At 60.4% G+C, this 16,572-nt stretch carries 12 protein-coding genes and 6 pseudogenes; 10 read left to right on the top strand and 8 right to left on the bottom strand.

Annotation, left to right across the window (positions count from 1 at the left end; genetic code table 11):
- Positions 1-534: 534 nt before the first annotated feature.
- On the bottom strand, positions 535-1,725 hold the full coding sequence (locus MB84_RS25865) for an MFS transporter (RefSeq protein WP_052654589.1): 1,191 nt from the start codon (positions 1,723-1,725) through the stop codon (positions 535-537).
- A 737-nt stretch (positions 1,726-2,462) separates the two neighbouring features.
- Here MB84_RS25865 and MB84_RS25870 point away from each other — a divergent pair.
- The 4 genes and pseudogenes from MB84_RS25870 to MB84_RS30235 all read left to right on the top strand — a co-directional run.
- Positions 2,463-2,780 (top strand): hypothetical protein, encoded by a 318-nt coding sequence (locus MB84_RS25870; protein WP_245725616.1) that lies wholly within the window; start codon positions 2,463-2,465, stop codon positions 2,778-2,780.
- Between the two features lie 85 nt (positions 2,781-2,865).
- On the top strand, positions 2,866-3,105 hold the full coding sequence (locus tag MB84_RS29380) for a type II toxin-antitoxin system prevent-host-death family antitoxin (protein WP_084010158.1): 240 nt from the start codon (positions 2,866-2,868) through the stop codon (positions 3,103-3,105).
- Positions 3,105-3,515: a type II toxin-antitoxin system VapC family toxin gene (locus MB84_RS25875; protein ID WP_052654592.1), complete on the top strand. Its 411-nt coding sequence runs from the start codon at positions 3,105-3,107 to the stop codon at positions 3,513-3,515. Before MB84_RS29380 ends, MB84_RS25875 begins: the two co-directional genes overlap by 1 nt.
- Before the next feature lie 78 nt (positions 3,516-3,593).
- Positions 3,594-3,992 (top strand): annotated as a pseudogene (locus MB84_RS30235) (IS3 family transposase); the annotation flags it as partial.
- A 37-nt stretch (positions 3,993-4,029) separates the two neighbouring features.
- On the opposite strand, the gene MB84_RS25880 reads toward MB84_RS30235, so the two are convergent.
- Both MB84_RS25880 and MB84_RS25885 read right to left on the bottom strand, forming a co-directional pair.
- A complete protein-coding gene (locus MB84_RS25880; RefSeq protein WP_046290067.1) occupies positions 4,030-5,295 on the bottom strand; it encodes an IS256 family transposase in 1,266 nt (421 codons plus the stop codon).
- Between the two features lie 389 nt (positions 5,296-5,684).
- A complete protein-coding gene (locus MB84_RS25885) occupies positions 5,685-6,719 on the bottom strand; it encodes an IS110 family RNA-guided transposase (protein WP_046291684.1) in 1,035 nt (344 codons plus the stop codon).
- 105 nt (positions 6,720-6,824) lie between these two features.
- On the opposite strand from MB84_RS25885, the pseudogene MB84_RS25890 reads away from it, so the two are divergent.
- The 3 genes and pseudogenes from MB84_RS25890 to MB84_RS30240 form a co-directional block, all read left to right on the top strand.
- Positions 6,825-7,976 (top strand): annotated as a pseudogene (locus MB84_RS25890) (IS3 family transposase); the annotation flags it as partial.
- A gap of 734 nt (positions 7,977-8,710) precedes the next feature.
- Positions 8,711-9,598, top strand: a pseudogene (locus MB84_RS25895) (ISNCY family transposase); the annotation flags it as partial.
- Between the two features lie 31 nt (positions 9,599-9,629).
- Positions 9,630-9,863, top strand: coding sequence for a hypothetical protein (locus tag MB84_RS30240; RefSeq protein ID WP_157123020.1), 234 nt, complete (start codon positions 9,630-9,632; stop codon positions 9,861-9,863).
- Here the strand turns inward: MB84_RS30240 and tnpC (MB84_RS25900) are convergent.
- The 3 genes and pseudogenes from tnpC (MB84_RS25900) to MB84_RS29390 all read right to left on the bottom strand — a co-directional run.
- Positions 9,860-11,269: pseudogene (gene tnpC, locus MB84_RS25900) on the bottom strand (IS66 family transposase); the annotation flags it as partial. The gene MB84_RS30240 and the pseudogene tnpC (MB84_RS25900) overlap by 4 nt on opposite strands.
- A 25-nt stretch (positions 11,270-11,294) precedes the next feature.
- The gene (locus MB84_RS25905) at positions 11,295-11,891 is read right to left on the bottom strand and encodes a plasmid pRiA4b ORF-3 family protein (protein WP_046290070.1); all 597 of its coding nucleotides are present in this window, start codon (positions 11,889-11,891) and stop codon (positions 11,295-11,297) included.
- Between the two features lie 11 nt (positions 11,892-11,902).
- A pseudogene (locus MB84_RS29390) lies at positions 11,903-12,130 on the bottom strand (transposase domain-containing protein); the annotation flags it as partial.
- A gap of 85 nt (positions 12,131-12,215) precedes the next feature.
- Between MB84_RS29390 and tnpA the strand changes: the two are divergent.
- From tnpA to tnpC (MB84_RS25920), 3 genes and pseudogenes are all read left to right on the top strand, one after another.
- Positions 12,216-12,659 (top strand): IS66-like element accessory protein TnpA, encoded by a 444-nt coding sequence (tnpA, locus tag MB84_RS25910; protein WP_169835084.1) that lies wholly within the window; start codon positions 12,216-12,218, stop codon positions 12,657-12,659.
- Positions 12,656-13,003: an IS66 family insertion sequence element accessory protein TnpB gene (gene tnpB / locus MB84_RS25915; protein ID WP_046289885.1), complete on the top strand. Its 348-nt coding sequence runs from the start codon at positions 12,656-12,658 to the stop codon at positions 13,001-13,003. Before tnpA ends, tnpB begins: the two co-directional genes overlap by 4 nt.
- Positions 13,004-13,061: 58 nt before the next feature.
- A pseudogene (gene tnpC, locus MB84_RS25920) lies at positions 13,062-14,138 on the top strand (IS66 family transposase); the annotation flags it as partial.
- Positions 14,139-14,213: 75 nt separating this feature from the next.
- Here tnpC (MB84_RS25920) and istB read toward each other — a convergent pair.
- Positions 14,214-15,002 (bottom strand): IS21-like element helper ATPase IstB, encoded by a 789-nt coding sequence (gene istB, locus MB84_RS25925; protein ID WP_046290236.1) that lies wholly within the window; start codon positions 15,000-15,002, stop codon positions 14,214-14,216.
- A 6-nt stretch (positions 15,003-15,008) separates the two neighbouring features.
- Positions 15,009-16,526: an IS21 family transposase gene (gene istA / locus MB84_RS25930; RefSeq protein ID WP_046293229.1), complete on the bottom strand. Its 1,518-nt coding sequence runs from the start codon at positions 16,524-16,526 to the stop codon at positions 15,009-15,011.
- Positions 16,527-16,572: the final 46 nt, after the last annotated feature.

Genomic DNA, 16,572 nt, shown 5'->3' on the forward strand with positions numbered 1-16,572 from the left:
ACGAGGGGGTCAAGCGCGACCGGGTCGGCCACGGTCAGCGCGATGGCGTACGTGAAAACGAGGCACGGCCAAGGCTTATGCACACGCACCGTGAAGCAAGTCACACGGGCGTAGGGGTTGCCGGCGACTGCCGATGTTTTGCCGCTGTTTTGCCGGCGTTCGGTGCGCTCGCGCCCCCCCCCGTGCCGCAACCGCTGTTTCGCGCGTGGCACCGAACGCCACGACCTTCTTGGCATGCCCGCGGAGGCAGCCGTCGCGGCACGTCGTCACGGCCAATGCGATCCGCTCGCGGGTTATCGGGTCCGCATTACCGGACTTGCCGGCGCGAGTCCGGCACCGGGCCCCGGTCCCGCCTCTTGGGGTGTTGCTGCAAAGGGGCCGACGGGGCCGTTCCATTCGTCGCACGCGGCAGCATCAAAGGTGTGATCGCCGGCCCCGCACACCGTACCGACATTTCCTTTCGCCGGCCGCCTTCGCAATGAGATGACCTATGCAACATCGATGGAAAAACCCTCTCGCCTTGCCCGGCCTCGATCAGGCGCGGCTCTTGTTGCCCGCGCGGGCCCACTGAAGCCACACCACGCCGATCAATCCAATGGCCAACGGCGGCAACATCAGACCGGTGACGGTCGTCCAGCCCATCGACGTCAGCAGGCTGCCGGACGCGAATGATCCGATCACCATCGCACCGAATACAACAAAGTCATTGATCGATTGGACACGCGGCGCTTCTTCCGCCGAGTGGCAGGTCAACACCATTGCCGACGCACCCAAGAAACCGAAATTCCAACCCAGGCCAAGGAGCACCAAGGCCAGCCAGAAATGACCGACGGACACGCCCGCCATACCGGCGAGTGCCGCACACGCGGTAAGGGCCAGGCCCACCATCACGACAGGATAGGCGCCGAATCGCGAGATCAGGCGCCCGGTGAAAAAGCTCGGCGCGTACATCGCCACGACATGGAGCTCGATGCCGACGTTGGCGCGCTGGCGGGGAATGCCGCACAACTCCATCGCCAGCGGTGCCGACGTCATCATGAAATTCATGAGCATGTAGGTCACGACACCACAGAGCATGGCCACGATCAAGCGAGCATCGCGCAGGAACACCGATACCGGGCGACCTTCCTGTCGCGCAGCGCTCTTGGGCGCGTAGTCGAACCGCCCACCTGCCAGCACCCCGGCTGACAGCACGGCGACTGCCGCCGCCGCCAGATAAGTCGCGGCATAGGCGTACGGCGGCCAGACATTCATCGTGCCGGTCACCAATTGCGGTCCCAGTACGCCGGCGAGCACACCGCCAGCGAGCACTGTCGAAAGCGCTTTCGGACGATCGGCAGGCGACACGCACTCGGCTGCGGCGAATCGAAAAGTCAGCACCACCGCGTTGTATGCGCCGCCAAAAATCATGGCGAACGTGAACAGCGAGAAAGAATGAATGACGAGCGCCAACGCCGCCAGCAAGCCCATGGCGACACCGCAAGCGTTGCCGACGAAGAAGGCCGGCACGCGTCCGTAGCGTTTGATGATCGCGCCGACCGGCAGCGTCGACAGCGCCATGCCAAGTACGAAGATCGAAATGGGGAGCGTTGCCAGCGATGGCTGCGGCGCCAGCAGGTTGCCGACAATAGCGGCCGTCGCGTACACGACAGTCGAGTTTGCGCCGGCCAATGCTTGCGCCAGAGACAGGCGCAAGACATGACGGTTGGAGCTCAGCCCTAGCATCTTCAAAATTCCTTTTTCTTCGTCAGTCCGCGAAGCCAAAGCGGCGAGCGCCCAGGAAATACCCAATTCCCGTGTTTGAGCGCACGCGGGTTAGCGGCTGCTGTGCGCAACGCCTGTCGCGCTTTCTTGAGGACGGTCGGAATGCGTGTATGCCACCGGACGGGGGAATGTCAGGCCGCGATTCTGTCAGAGAAGTGCCGGGCGGTGGAGGGCGCTGACGATAAATGATCAAGCCCTGCCTGAATGCGGTGTCGATGGGAGAACGGTTCGGTGTCCTTCGTGATCACTTGCGGGGCGTGCGCTCGCGTGGCGCAGCGGCCGCTGTACACCCGCTCGGTTTGTCACGCGCCCGAGAACGGTTCAAGGGGGCGCCGTCGCAACCCCTGCCTTGACGTCTCATCGACGCCGGCCTCCGGCATTGCCTGAGCCGCTTCGGGTAATCGTCGGAGCCCTATGGGGCGAATTCAACGGGTCGCGCGCGCGCCCCCCTGGTATTTAAAGATGTGTTGCAGGGCGTAAACTGCAAAACGGCGGTAAGCACTGACGGGACGAGCCGCGACGCATTCGTCGCATGCCCCATCGCCGGGACACGAGCCCAAGCGTCGTTCTTGGCGGCGGATTGCACCCGGCATGACACACGAGAGGCCGCGCACGCCGTAGGCACCGCGCGAACCGCAGGCGCACCTCGCGCGGTCGGCTCGCGCCGGTTCCATTATGGTGGCGGCATGCCCCTATTCATGTCGAAACCTGTTTCGGGACGATACGTGTCGTTCGCTGAGCGAGCGCAGAGCGCGTTGCTCTCTGTCCGGGGGCTCGGGGTGCGCGAGATTATCCACGATGTGGGATTCAGCAAGAAGCGCTACCGGACAAGCAAGGGCATCGCGTTGCCCGACGTCGTCACCTACGCGCATTTGGGGGCCGACTTTTCGCGAGGCGAGGCTGTCGCGGCGGCGTACGAGTGCGTCGACCGGCATGGCGCAGATCCGAGCAACGCACCGCTATTCTGGAACCGGGGAATAGGGGTGTTCTGGATGGCCGCCGGGAATGTGGGCTGATGGGTAGACATGGCAAAACGACGATAATTGTAGTAACATTGCTACAAATTTTCAGTGTTAGGAGGGTATCGTGGGCACTCTGACCATGACCAGTCGAGAATTCAATCAGTCCGCAAGTGAAGCAAAGCGGGCATCACTTAGCGGCCCGGTATTTATTACCGATCGCGGGAAGCCATCGCATGTGCTCCTGAGCATTGATGAATATCGGAAGCTTGCTGGGGGTATGACCTCGCTTGCTGATGCTATAGCCCAGCATGGCGGGGGGGGTGTTGACTTTGATGCACCCCGAGTTGGCGGTCTTTATCGTGAGGCAGATTTGTCTTAATGTTTTTACTCGACACAAACGTTATCTCTGAGTTGCGCGTTCCCAAACGAGCGAATCTGAACGTGCTTGCATGGGCTTCGGCTCAGCCTGTGGGCGCACAGTTTATTTCTGCCATCACGGTCCTTGAACTGGAGCTGGGCGTCCGGCAAAAGGAACGCGGGGACAAGGCCCAGGGCGGCATCTTGCGAGCGTGGCTGGAAGGACAGGTTTTGCCACAATTCGCAGGGCGAGTATTGGCGTTTGACCAGGTGGTTGCAATACGCTGCGCAAGCCTACATGTTCCTGATCCCCGGGCCGAACGCGATGCCATTATTGCCGCTACAGCACTTGCACACGGCATGACGGTGGTATCGCGAAATACTGATGACTTCAAGGCAACAGGTGTGCCGCTTTTGAACCCTTGGCATTAAAGGCTAATTGTTAGCGCCGATGTAAAACTGACCCACCGGGGATGCGGACAAAATCTTGGACTACTTTGAAGGTAGTCCATGTATTCATACCAAGAACGCGTTCGGGCGGTCGAGCTGTACCTGAAACTCGGGAAGCGCAGCAAAGCGACCATTCGCCAGTTGGGTTACCCGACGAAGAATTCTCTCAAGGCGTGGTGTAACGAATTCGAGAAGATTGGCGATCTGCAGAGGGGGTATGTTCGCGTAAAGCCGAAGTACTCAGAAGAACAGAAGAACGTAGCACTCGAGCATTACGTCAACCACGGGCGCTGCTTCGCCTTCACCCTCAGGACATTGGGCTATCCCTGTCGCCAGATACTAACGGAGTGGGTTCGCGAGCGCTATCCGGAAACCAGGAAATGCGTGGTTGGCAAGGCCGGTCGACCAACTGCTTCATTGGTGTCCAAGCAGGCTGCGGTGTACGAACTGTGCACACGAGTTAAAGTCAAATCTGGTGTACGGGGCGTGAGCAAGATTAGGCGGCCAGGGGCTGCTGAGCCGGTGTGCTGTCGGTCACCGGCTCTCCATCCTTGAACGTCATCCCGTCAAGCATCGTCGCGATCTTTTCGGGGGCGCGGATGCGCCGCCACGAGTCTTCGGCCGACTCGATCAGCTTGAATGCCAGGCCGAGGAACGTCGCGCGCGAGACGCAGTTGCGCGTGCGCTTGGTGCGGTGACGCACCGTCGCGAAGGTCGATTCAATCGGATTCGTCGTGCGCAGATGCTGCCAGTGTTCGGCCGGGAAATCGTAAAATGCCAGCAGCTCGTCGCGATCTTGCGTCAGCTTTTCGACCACCTTCGGATACTTTGCCGAGTGGGTATCAACGAAGTGATCGAAGGCAACCAGCGCTTCGGCACGCGTGGCGGCCATCCAAATGTCCTGCATCGCCTTTTTGGCGCGGGCCTGCTGCGATTTCGGCAGCGCGTTGAGCACGTTGCCCATCTTGTGGAACCAGCAGCGCTGATGCTCGGTCTGCGGGAACACTTCTTCCATCGCTGCCCAGAATCCCATCGCACCATCTCCGCAAGCCAGCAGCGGCCCTGACTGCAGACCGCGCTTTTTCAGATCGAGCAGCAGTTCGGCCCACGACGCCTTCGATTCCCGATACCCGTCACTGATCGCCACACGCTCTTTCGTTCCGTCCGGTTTGACACCAATGATCACCAACAGGCACTGGCCGTCGGAATCGTCGCTGCGCACGCCGGTGTGAATGCCGTCAGCCCACCAGTACACCCAGCGCGCCAACGACAACTCACGCTGATTCCACTGAGCATGCTCATCGGCCCATTGCGCCTTCAGACGACTCACCACATTTGGCGACAGGCCGCTGACCTGGCCGCCCAGCATGATGCCCATGGCTTCGCTCATGTCGCCCGTCGAGATGCCTCGCAGGTACAGCCACGGTAGTGCGGCCGACACGCGTGCGGATTTGCGAACGTACGGCGGCACGACCGCCGAATTGAAGCGGATGCCCGAACCCGAGCGATCACGCACCTTCGGTACCCGAACCGGCACCGGACCGATGGCCGTGACGACTTCGCGCTCTGGTAGGTAGCCGTTGCGCACCACGGCACGCCGACCGTCGATCGACCTCACGTTGCTGTACTGTTCAAGCATGCTCGCCAGTTCCGCTTCGACTGCCTGCTCGATGATCTGCCGCGCGCCTTGCTGGATCAGTTCATCGAGCGCGCTCTTCGTTTGTGCTTTACTGCCGTTCGTTTCTTTCGTAATCTTCTTCATGGTGGTCGGGGCCGGCTCGCGCCGGCTTTGCTCGGTGTGCCTTCGACAAGCAACATTCTCAGCTAAACCGCCACCGCCTTCTCATATTTCCCAAAGCACCCCGTACACCATGCATGGACGCCCCCGGCTTGCCAAGCTCTCATTTGTAACGGAGGGCAGGTAATGATTGCGGCCATGCATCCGGACTTCGATGTCCCGGCGCGAGGCCGGCGGTCCCTGATGGAATTCGCTGGCCGGACTCTCATCAGATTCGCGTGCTGGTGCGCACGTTGGTGTACTCAGAGTTTCCCGGCCACGGTCTGACCTGTCTCGCCATCACGTCATGATCGCCTGAGCAATCGGAAGTAGGCTACCTGCTGGTAGTTACGGGTTGGGCATGCGGCGGACAGTTAAACAGTCGCTGCAGGCGCGTGGTAATCAGGGTGAAACTCACGGCCGTGGACCAGTAGCGCCCAGACGATCCGCGCGTTCTTGTTCGCGAGTGCGACGGCGGCGACATTTGCGTTTCGCCGCTGCAGCAAGCCATGTAGCCAGCCGCTTTTGCATTCCTTGCGTTTGGCAACCTGCAGAAGGGAACGCGCACCGTGGATCAACAATGTTCGCAAATACACGTCACCTCGCTTGCTGATGCCCAGCAGCACGTTCTTGCCGCCGCTCGAGTTTTGCCGGGGTACCAGACCGAGCCACGCCGCAAGTTGTCGGGCGCTACTGAAGCTCTTTGCGTCGCCGACAGACGCAACGAGCGCGCTCGCGGTAAGGGGCCCGATGCCCGGGACGCGCGCGAGCCGTCGACTCCTTTCGTCACTACGGTGCCAGGCCTGAATCTGCGCCTCGAGCTCCTTGACCTGTCGGTCAAGCTCCTTCAGTTGGTCCATGAGGCGCTGGATGAGCAATCGAAACGAGCCAGTCAGTTCGTTCTCCGCATCTTCGATCAGTTCAGGAACCTGACGCTCGAGATGCCCGATTCCCTTGGGAGCAACGATCCCGAATTCGGCGAGCAGTCCACGGATCTGGTTGGCCTGCGCGGTGCGCGCCCGCACGAAACCCTGGCGTACGCGATGCAGCGACAACACCGATTGCTGCTCAACGGTCTTGACCGGCACGAAACGCATGTTCGGCCGTGCGACTGCCTCGCAAATCGCCTCGGCATCCGCCGCGTCATTCTTGTTTGTCTTGACGTACGGTTTGACGAACTGCGGTGCGATCAGTCGTACCGTATGCCCCATGGCCTGCAGCTTGCGAGCCCAGTAGTGCGCGCTGGCGCATGCCTCCATTCCGATCACGCAGGTGGGGAGGTTGGCGAAGAACTCCGCAACATGATTCCGCTTGAGCACTTTCTTCAGCACCGTTCGGCCATGCTCATTTACACCATGGACGGCAAAAACGTTCTTCGCCAGATCGATGCCAACTGTCGTAATCTTCATGATGGGCGCTCCCCTCGGTCAGGTGGTTGCTTCGACACTTCCACTTTGGCACATTGATGCCGCTTCGGGTGGGGGCGTCCATCCCATTAGATTCGACAATAGCTCCTGTGCACACGGGAAGGAAGTGCAGAGGCGGTGGCCCGAAAGCTGGACGTCGACAGGGTGACGCTGTACAACTGGAAGAACCAGTTACTCGGCCGAGAGGCTCCTGCATCCATGAAACGCGACAAAGGCTCGCCCGCAGAGACAGATCGGGACGAACTGGAACGGCAGGTCGAAGCGCTCCAGCGCAAAATTCGCAATCTGCAGCTTGAACAGGACCTGTTGAAGAAGGCGAATGAACTCCTAAAAAAAGACCTGGGCGTCGACCTGCAACTCCTGAGCAACCGGGAGAAGACGACGCTGGTTGACGCCCTGAGAGAGCAGTACGTTTTGGCTGAGCTGCTTGAGCAGCTGGACTTGGCGCGCAGCTCCTATTTCTACCATCGGTCGCCCATGCGGGTTGCCGACAAATATGCCGAAGTTCGTCGTACCGTTGCGGAAATCTTCGAGGACAATCACCGATCCTACGGCTATCGTCGGGTGCAGGCAGCGCTCAGCAGACAACGCGTGTTTCTATCGGAGAAAGTCGTGCGTCGCCTCATGAAACAAGGCGGCCTCTACGCGGCGAGGCCCAAGCGGCGCCGATATCGTTCTTATGTCGGGGAAATTAGCCCTGCCCCAGATAACATCATCAATCGCGATTTCCACGCTACCGCCCCCAACGAAAAGTGGCTGACGGATATCTCCGAGTTCCAGATCCCGGCCGGGAAGGTATATCTATCGCCGATGATCGACTGCTTCGATGGCATGGTAGTCAGTTGGTCGATTGGCACAAGCCCCGACGCCGAGCTCGTGAATACCATGTTAGATGCGGCTATCGAGACCGTGACCGAGGACGATGAGAAGCCGATCGTACATTCCGATCGGGGTGGCCACTACCGTTGGCCTGGCTGGCTATCGCGAGTTGCAAAGGCTAATCTGATCCGATCCATGTCGCGTAAAGCCTGCTCACCAGACAATGCGGCCTGTGAGGGATTCTTCGGAAGGCTGAAGACCGAAATGTTCTATCCAGGGGACTGGCGTTCGACGACCATCGTGCAATTCGTAGAGGCACTGAACGCCTACATTCGCTGGTACAACGAAAAGCGGATCAAGGGCTCCCTTGGCTATCTCAGCCCCATCGAGTACCGTGAAAGCCTCGGGTTAACGACGTAAAACAGTCCAAGAAAATAGCCGCATCCCCGGTGGGTCAGATTTAAACCGGCGTTGACAGCTAATGGCGTCGGACCATTGACAGTTCACCAGCACACAGTGGTTGGTTGAGTGCGGCGGACGCAAAAGTGATTTGACAGGGGCTTCGGCCCCTTTCTTTTTTGGGCTGTAGATTTCGCTCGTTCCCAATCGGTTGACCCATTGCAAAATTCGGAAGTTAAAAACATACACCTAAGGGCGGAGCACTCGGAATCGGTCCGGCAATACGCTTGGGTTTCGGCCCATATTCGCGGTATCGCGTACCCGCTACAGTCGGTGGATGTACCAACGTGATCCACTTGAATGGGAGCACATGTCAGACACGGAGAAGTCGGCAGCCGCTCGGGAAATTCGCAACTTATATTGGATCATCCGCAACACACGTCGCGGCACTCAGGACGCAAGGCGCCGCCGTGTGTATTACCGGATTGCGGACGAAAAAAACGCCTGCAGCCAGCAGGCGTCAGGAAGGAGCAGATCTTGGCGTTGTTACGCTGTTGCCGGGTGGGGAATTGCCTCGGGCACGGGTGTTTTGACTGTCCGCAGTCGATGCAAAATCATAAGTAGGATTTTACATAATCTATGTTATGCGAATATTGCATGTAAGTCCAAAGTTCAAATGTCGTGTTTGCGCTAAATTGAAATGTCGTGTTTGAAGGTTCAAGCTGGTGGCCGACATTGCTTGAGGAGCGCCGGCCATGAACGCATCTGGGACGATCACCATGTCGATGACCGAGCTGGATCGTCTGAGGACCGTACAGGCAGTCATCGAGGGGCGCTTGAAGGCGGTCGCCGCCGCGCAACGTTTAGAGGTAACGGATCTGCAGATACGCCGGTTATTGGAGCGATATCGACTACACGGGCCGGCGGGCCTGGTTTCGCGTCGGTATGGACGTCCGAGCAACAACCGGCTTCCCGCGTTGCGCGAGGCGGCTGCGTTGGCCATCATTCGTGAGAACTATGCGGACTTTGGGCCGACGCTGGCGTGTGAGAAATTGCGCGAAGTTCACGGTCTGTCGCTGGCCAAAGAGACCGTGCGAAAGCTAATGATCGCCGGTGGGCTCTGGCTGCCACGTGCGCAGCGTCCGCCGAAGATTTATCAGCCCCGCAATCGCCGCGCGTGCTTGGGCGAGCTGATCCAGATTGACGGCAGCGACCACCGGTGGTTCGAGAATCGAGCGCTGGCGTGTACGGCATTGGTCTACGTCGACGACGCGACCAGCCGGATCATGGAAATACGCTTCGTGGCGTCGGAATCGACGTTTAGCCACTTTGAGGCAACCCGCGCTTACCTGGAGCGTCACGGCAAGCCCGTGGCGTTTTACAGCGACAAGGCATCGGTTTTCCGTGTCAACAGGAAAGCCGCCGTAGGCGGCGACGGCCACACGCAGTTCGCGCGGGCGCTATTTGAACTCAACATCGAAGGAATCTGTGCGAACAGCAGTCAGGCCAAGGGACGTGTCGAGCGTACGAACAGGACGTTACAGGACCGACTCGTCAAGGAGATGAGGCTGCGCGGGATCAGCACGATGGAGGCGGCCAACACCTTCATGCCGGACTTCATTGCGGACTACAACGTCCGGTTTCACGCTTCCAGAACTGAAGTGGCGCAAGTTCGTGATTTCTGACTTTCAATACCGCATAGCGGGTATCAACCCGGCGACTGGACTCGCAGAGATCGGTGGAAAATTCCATGAAGGAATGTGGCAGGCCGATCTGTACACGAATGACGTTGCTGAGCGAGATAATCCGACCTCGATCAAACAGGTGGAAGCCGAGGTTGAGAAGCAAAGTAAGCACTCGATGTGTACCGTAGATCGGGTTGTTGACGCGCCGGTAAATGGCGGTTAGCGAATGGGCTCGATCTTGGCGGTGTCAGGCAGTTGCTGCGCCACATTCCATGGCAGCAACTCGTCGATCCGATTGGCCGGATGATCGGCAATGCGCTCGAGCACGTGGGCGAGGTAGGCTTCCGGGTTGATGCCGTTCAAGCGTGCCGTACCGATGAGGCTGTACATCGCCGCAGCACGCTCACCGCCCGAATCAGCGCCAGCAAACAGATAATTGCGGCGGCCAATCGCCACGCCGCGCAGCGCACGCTCGGCAATCAGATTGTCGATCTCCGCTTGCCCGTCCTCGCAGTAATAGGCGAGTGCAGGCCAGCGGTTCAGAGAATACTGAATCGCTTTGGTCGTGTCGGATTTGGCCGAGAGCATGGGCAATACCGACTCGTACCATTGTCGCAGTGCCTCGAGTCGCGGTACCGCCCGAGTTTGGCGCACCTGCCGTCGTTCATCAGGCGGTTTACCCCGGATTTCGGCTTCTATGCGATATAGCTCGCCGATGCGGTGCAGCGCTTCTTCTGTAATGGCGCTGGGGCGTACCGCATGCAGGTCGTAGATCTTGCGTCGCGCGTGCGCCATGCACGCCGCTTCGCGGATGCTGCCGTCCTCAAAGAGCGGCGCGTAACCGGCAAACGCATCGGCTTGCAGCACCCCGCTAAAGCTTGCCAGATGTCGCTGTGGGTGCTCACCACGCCGATCCGACGTGTAGGCAAACCACACCGCGGGCGCCTCATCCGAGCCGCACGGCCGGTCGTCACGCACGTACACCCAGAGCCTGCCGGTCTTGGTGCTGCCTCGCCCGGGCTCTAACACCGGTAATGGTGTGTCATCGCCGTGGACCTTGGTGCCGCCCAGCGCGTAGGCTCGCACGGCGTCTACCAGTGGATCGAGCAACCAGCAAACACGCCCCAGCCAATGCCCCATCTGCCCGGCCTCGAGTTCCACGCCGTCACGGGCATAGATTGCCTGCTGGCGGTACAGCGGTTGGTGGTCGAGGAATTTGCTGGTGATAATGTGTGCGAGCAGATTGGGGCCGGCCACGCCACGCTCAATCGGGCGACTCGGTGCCGGCTGCTGCACAATCGTGTCGCAGCACGCACAAGCGAGCTTGGGGCGGCGGTGGCGAATCACACGGAAGTGCGCTCGCACGTATTCGAGCTGCTCCGAGACGTCTTCGCCCAGCGGCTTGAGGTCGCCACCGCAGGCCGGGCAATCGTCTGCCTCGGGTAGGTAGACGCGCACTTCGCGCTCGAGGTGCTCCGGCAGCGCCTGGCGCTCGACTCGGACTTTTGCCTGGGACTTGATCGGCGTGGCCGCCTCGGTGGCACCTTCGTCGGCCTGCAGATCTTCCAGGCGCAGCTCAAGCTGTTCGATCTGACGCGCCAGTTTCTCCGACTTTCGTCCAAACGTAAGCGTCACTCTAAGGCCGTCTTGACGATCAGAGCTTGACCTCTGAGAGCCGCTGATTCGTCAGCACGAGATCGAAAGCGGCGGGATCGAAGCTGCCGCCACACCTCTCGAGGAAGTGGTCGTGTTCCTCGTGCGTCGGATCGGTGATCGCTTCGAGGAAGTCGGCATATCCTGGAACTCCACCGACGTCTTCCGGTGGACACGCATTCTGCCCGTCCAGGCACAGCGGCCGGCGCATGTCTGGATCAGGCGTCAGCGCCTTCTCGACCTTGATCCGATGCTGCCAGTTGTCCCCGTAATCGTAGACGTAGGTGAATGACTTCAACCCGCCCAGCGCCTTCGCCAGCGTGACCCGTGCTTCATTGAGCATTGGCGGATCGCTCTCGAACCCGAAGTCGTCCGGTTCACCATAGTTGGTTTCGCCGAAGACGAATTCGTGCAGGTGCCCGCCCTCCCAGCCCATGGCCAGCAGTAGCACGACATGCAGCTTGCCCAGCCGGATCGAACCGGGAACGATGATTCGGCGCCAAATCGCAGGCTTGATGTACTTCAGCTCAACGCGCAGTACGTAATCGGGCACTGGCGCCTTGACTCGGCGCACAGCAGGTCTGAGGGGGTGGACCATCGGATTGATTCTCAGGCGGCGTGCTGCTCGACGTGTTCGGCTGACATCAGGCTCCACGGCAGCAACTCGTCGATGCGGTTGATGGGATGATCGGCGATGCGCTCAAACACCGTGCGCAGGTACGCAAACGGATCGAAGCCGTTCAGGCGTGCAGTACCGATCAGGCTGTAGATCACCGCCGCGCTTTCGCCGCCGCCGTCTGAGCCTGCGAACAGATAATTGCGCCTGCCGAGGACCAGCGTAAAGGCTCGAGGAGTACCGTCTTGATGGGAGGCGAGTCTGTGGGTACTTTTGCGTCCACCAAATGAAATGGTGGGCGCAAAAGTGGACAAGGTTTTGAGTGTGGCTGTGGAAGCGGTACCTTACCGACGAGCGAATTTCTCAATGGAGTTCAAGCGCGCAACGGTTGAGGCAACGTTAAGGCCAGGTGCGTCGGTTGCTTTGACGGCGCGCAAGGCAGGCATCAACGCCAACTTGTTATTCAAATGGCGCCGGCATTATCTGGCTGGCGCTTACGGTGATGTCACGCCTGAGCTTGTTACTCGCCAGAGTTCTGCGGCTTCGGTGACCGAGTTTGTTCCCGTGACGATCACGAAGGCTCTCGTTGGTATCCCCACGCCGTCGGCAGACCAAGCAGTCCCGACCTCACGATGTTCATTGCGGCACGAGGGGAAGATCGAGTTGGTGATGCGTGGCGGCACAATGCGCTTCGATGGTCCGCTGAGTTTGGAGTTACTGCGCGAGTTGATCTCGGAGCTACGCACATGATCGGGTTGCCCTCGAACACGCGGGTGTGGATTGCCGCTGGCGTCACGGATATGCGCTGCGGCTTTAATAGCCTGGCAGCCAAGGTCGAGTTGGTGCTGCAAAAGGACCCGTTCTCGGGGCACATCTTTCTGTTTCGTGGCCGGCGCGGTGATCTGCTCAAGGCCCTGTACTGGAGCGATGGCGGGCTGTGCCTGCTGGCCAAGCGGCTGGAGAAGGGGCGATTCGCGTGGCCACGGGCCGATGGTGGTGTCGTGGCACTCACCACTGCGCAGCTCTCACTCTTGCTTGAAGGGTTCGATTGGCGCGAGCCCATCGACGCGGCTCGCCCACGCAGTGCGAGATAACGTATTTTTTGGGAGATATCCGATAGGCAACGGGTGCTCTGGGCGATAGGCTTACGTCATGAGCTTCTCCCGCGCCAATCTGCCTGACGACATCGATGCCCTCAAGGCGTTGGTGTTGGCTAGCCAGCAGGTTTTGCACGAACGCGAAACACAGCTCGCCGAGCTGCAGACGCGCCTCACATCGCGCGAGCAAGAGATTGCGCATTTGAAGCTGCTCATCGACAAACTCAAGCGTATGCAGTTTGGACGAAAGTCGGAGAAACTGGCGCGTCAGATCGAACAGCTTGAGCTGCGCCTGGAAGATCTGCAGGCCGACGAAGGTGCCACCGAGGCGGCCACGCCGATCAAGTCCCAGGCAAAAGTCCGAGTCGAGCGCCAGGCGCTGCCGGAGCACCTCGAGCGCGAAGTGCGCGTCTACCTACCCGAGGCAGACGATTGCCCGGCCTGCGGTGGTAACCTCAAGCCGCTGGGCGAAGACGTCTCGGAGCAGCTCGAATACGTGCGAGCGCACTTCCGTGTGATTCGCCACCGCCGCCCCAAGCTCGCTTGTGCGTGCTGCGACACGATTGTGCAGCAGCCGGCACCGAGTCGCCCGATTGAGCGTGGCGTGGCTGGCCCCAACCTGCTCGCACACATTATCACCAGCAAATTCCTGGACCATTTGCCGCTGTACCGCCAGCAGGCGATCTATGCCCGTGATGGCGTGGAACTCGAGGCCGGGCAGATGGGGCATTGGCTGGGGCGTGTTTGCTGGTTGGTCGATCCACTGGTAGACGCCGTGCGAGCCTACGCGCTGGGCGGCACCAAGGTCCACGGCGATGACACACCATTACCGGTGTTAGAGCCCGGGCGAGGCAGCACCAAGACCGGCAGGCTCTGGGTGTACGTGCGTGACGACCGGCCGTGCGGCTCGGATGAGGCGCCCGCGGTGTGGTTTGCCTACACGCCGGATCGGCGTGGTGAGCACCCACAGCGACATCTGGCAAGCTTTAGCGGGGTGCTGCAAGCCGATGCGTTTGCTGGCTACGCGCCACTTTATGAAAACGACAGCATCCGCGAAGCGGCGTGCATGGCGCACGCGCGACGCAAGATCTACGACCTGCATGCGGTACGCCCCAGCGCCATTGTCACGGATCGGCGTAATGACGCCGGGGATGATCGCCGTAATGGCGCCAGTTTGAAGTGAGGTAAAACGCGGATTCGAACGGACTCAAGAATGCGGTTTTTTTGTTGATTTCGCAAGCCGCGTCTGATCGAGGTCAGGCATTGGCCTAGGCGTTCGAAAGCTGTCACCATCGAGCACGATACGATAGGCGCCGTGTCGCAGGCGATCGAGTGTGGCGGCGCCGAGGATGCGGTTGCCGGCAAACGCATCGCCCCATTCGCTGAAGTCGAGGTTACTGGTCAGGATCGTCGCAGCAGTCTCGTACCTTTCCGCGATCAGGTCGTGGAAGTCTTCATCTTGCGGCGAGCGCAGCGGCTTGAGCGCGAAGTCGTCGACGATGAGAACTGGTACGCTGACAAGCTGTTTCAGTTTGCGCTCATAGGTACCGGTCGCGCGCGCTGCCTGCAGACTGTTCAATAGCCTGGTCTGCGTGGCGAACACGACATCGCGTCCTTGCCGGGCGGCGCAATTGCCCAGTGCCTGGGCCAGGTGTGACTTGCCAGTACCTGTTGGCCCGGCAATGAGAATCGCGACCTTCTCATCGATATAACGGCCGGTAGCAAGGTCGTGAATATGGGTCCGATTCAGGTTTGGCAGCCGGTCGAAGTCGAACGTTTCAAGGGTCTTGCCCATTGCGAAGCCAGCGCGGGCCAAGCGGGTGCGCAGCTTCTTCTGGTCGCGCCGGGCGACTTCGTCATGCAGCAGCATGGCGAGGAACTCCGTATACGCGAGCTGGCCGTCAATGGCCTGCCGGTTGCGCTGCTCAAGAGAATCGAGCACGCCGGACAGGCGCAACTGCTTGAGGGCTGTGTTCAGTTCAGGACTGGGGTTCATGGGTGTTTAGTGGATCAGCAGGGATTGGAGATTGCGACCGAAGCGGCCGCCGTTGACGTAGGTATCGGTGAGCGTTTGCGGGGACGCTGCGATGGGCTCGCTTTCCAGACCTTTGTCCAGAATCGTCTTGACCGTTCGCCATCTGGGACTAGCATGGGCCAACGCCCGTTCGCATGCGGCATCCAGCCGCGCGTCACCCACCTTGCCACGAAGTCGGACAATCCCCTGCGCACCGCGCAGGTTGACAAGCACCTCATCGTTGAAGAGCGTCAGAATCAGCGCGTGGCAGGCAGGACCGATTTCTTTGGCCCGCGCCAGACACCATTGCGGATCGTGTTCGAGCCACGCCTGCGCTGCCGGGGGCTGATGATCGCGGACGGTAGAGCGTGCGCCTGGCTTGCGCAGCCGGGGATGGGTGGCCACGAGTTCGTGCTGATGGAACAGCTGCACGACCGTGTCTGTCGCCTTCACCCACAGCGTCTTGCCGACCAGGGCGAACGGCACCGAGTAAAGCGCCTTGTGATGCTGGATGTGAGCGTCACGATGAACGGTCACCGTGGACCATGCGGCGAGCACGGGCGGTACATCGGGCAGCGCCGTCAATAGCGGCTTCTCGATGGCGAAGCGCGCCAGCGGCTGTTCGCGTGTCGTGCCGTGCTCACGAACGCTGGCTTCCTGCATGATCCATTTGCGCAGTTGCCGATTGGCATCCGGCAGATCACGAAACGCGCGCAGCGGCATGAAGGACTTCTTGACGTATTTGACTCCCGATTCAACGACGCCCTTCTTCTGCGGGTCGTGCGGGGGACAGGCATCGATCCTGAAGCCATATCCTTCAGCGAGGCCCGCGTAGGAACGCTGGACCTCGGGGTCGTACGTGCATGCCCTGATGATCGCGCACTTCGCGTTGTCGATAATGATTCGCCCGGGACAGCCGCCGAACCACTCGAAGGCGCGCCGGTGACAGGCCAGCCACGTCTCGACGGTCTGATCGAACACGAGTTCGACATACTGATGACGCGACCAGCATAGCGTCATGACGAAGAACCACGTCTTGAGCGTGCGACCTGATTCGTGGATGAGCGCGGGACCGGCGCCGAAATCAACCTGCGCGGCATCGGCCGGCGGGAAGTCCAGAATCGTCGTCGCGGTGACACTGCGTTCGGCCTCCAGATGCTTGAGGAAGCGACGCACAGCCGAGTAGCTGCCGGTGTAGCCATGGTTACGTTTGAGTGCACTGTGAATCGTCGTGCCCTGCACGTCAGCTCCGAACCAGTTGCTGATCTGCTCGCGAAAGGGCTCGAGCGTCGACACGCAGGTGCTGGGCAGGTGTGGCGTGCGGCCGAACTGGCCGGCGATCACGCTGTCTTGCGGCAGCGGCCGCGACGGATCGAGCCAGCCGAGCTCTTGCGCGGTGCGCCTTACGGCGGTGAGCTTCTTGCGGCCCATAAGCCCGGCGCGCGCTATGTCGCGGTCGGAATCGCCTTGCCGCATGCGGACAAGGACTTGGCGGTACTCAAACAATTCGAACCTCCGGTTGGCCATGGGCGCTCCGCTCAGAAAAGAGCGA

This window comes from Pandoraea oxalativorans (genome assembly GCF_000972785.3).
Taxonomy (GTDB): Bacteria; Pseudomonadota; Gammaproteobacteria; order Burkholderiales; family Burkholderiaceae; genus Pandoraea; species Pandoraea oxalativorans.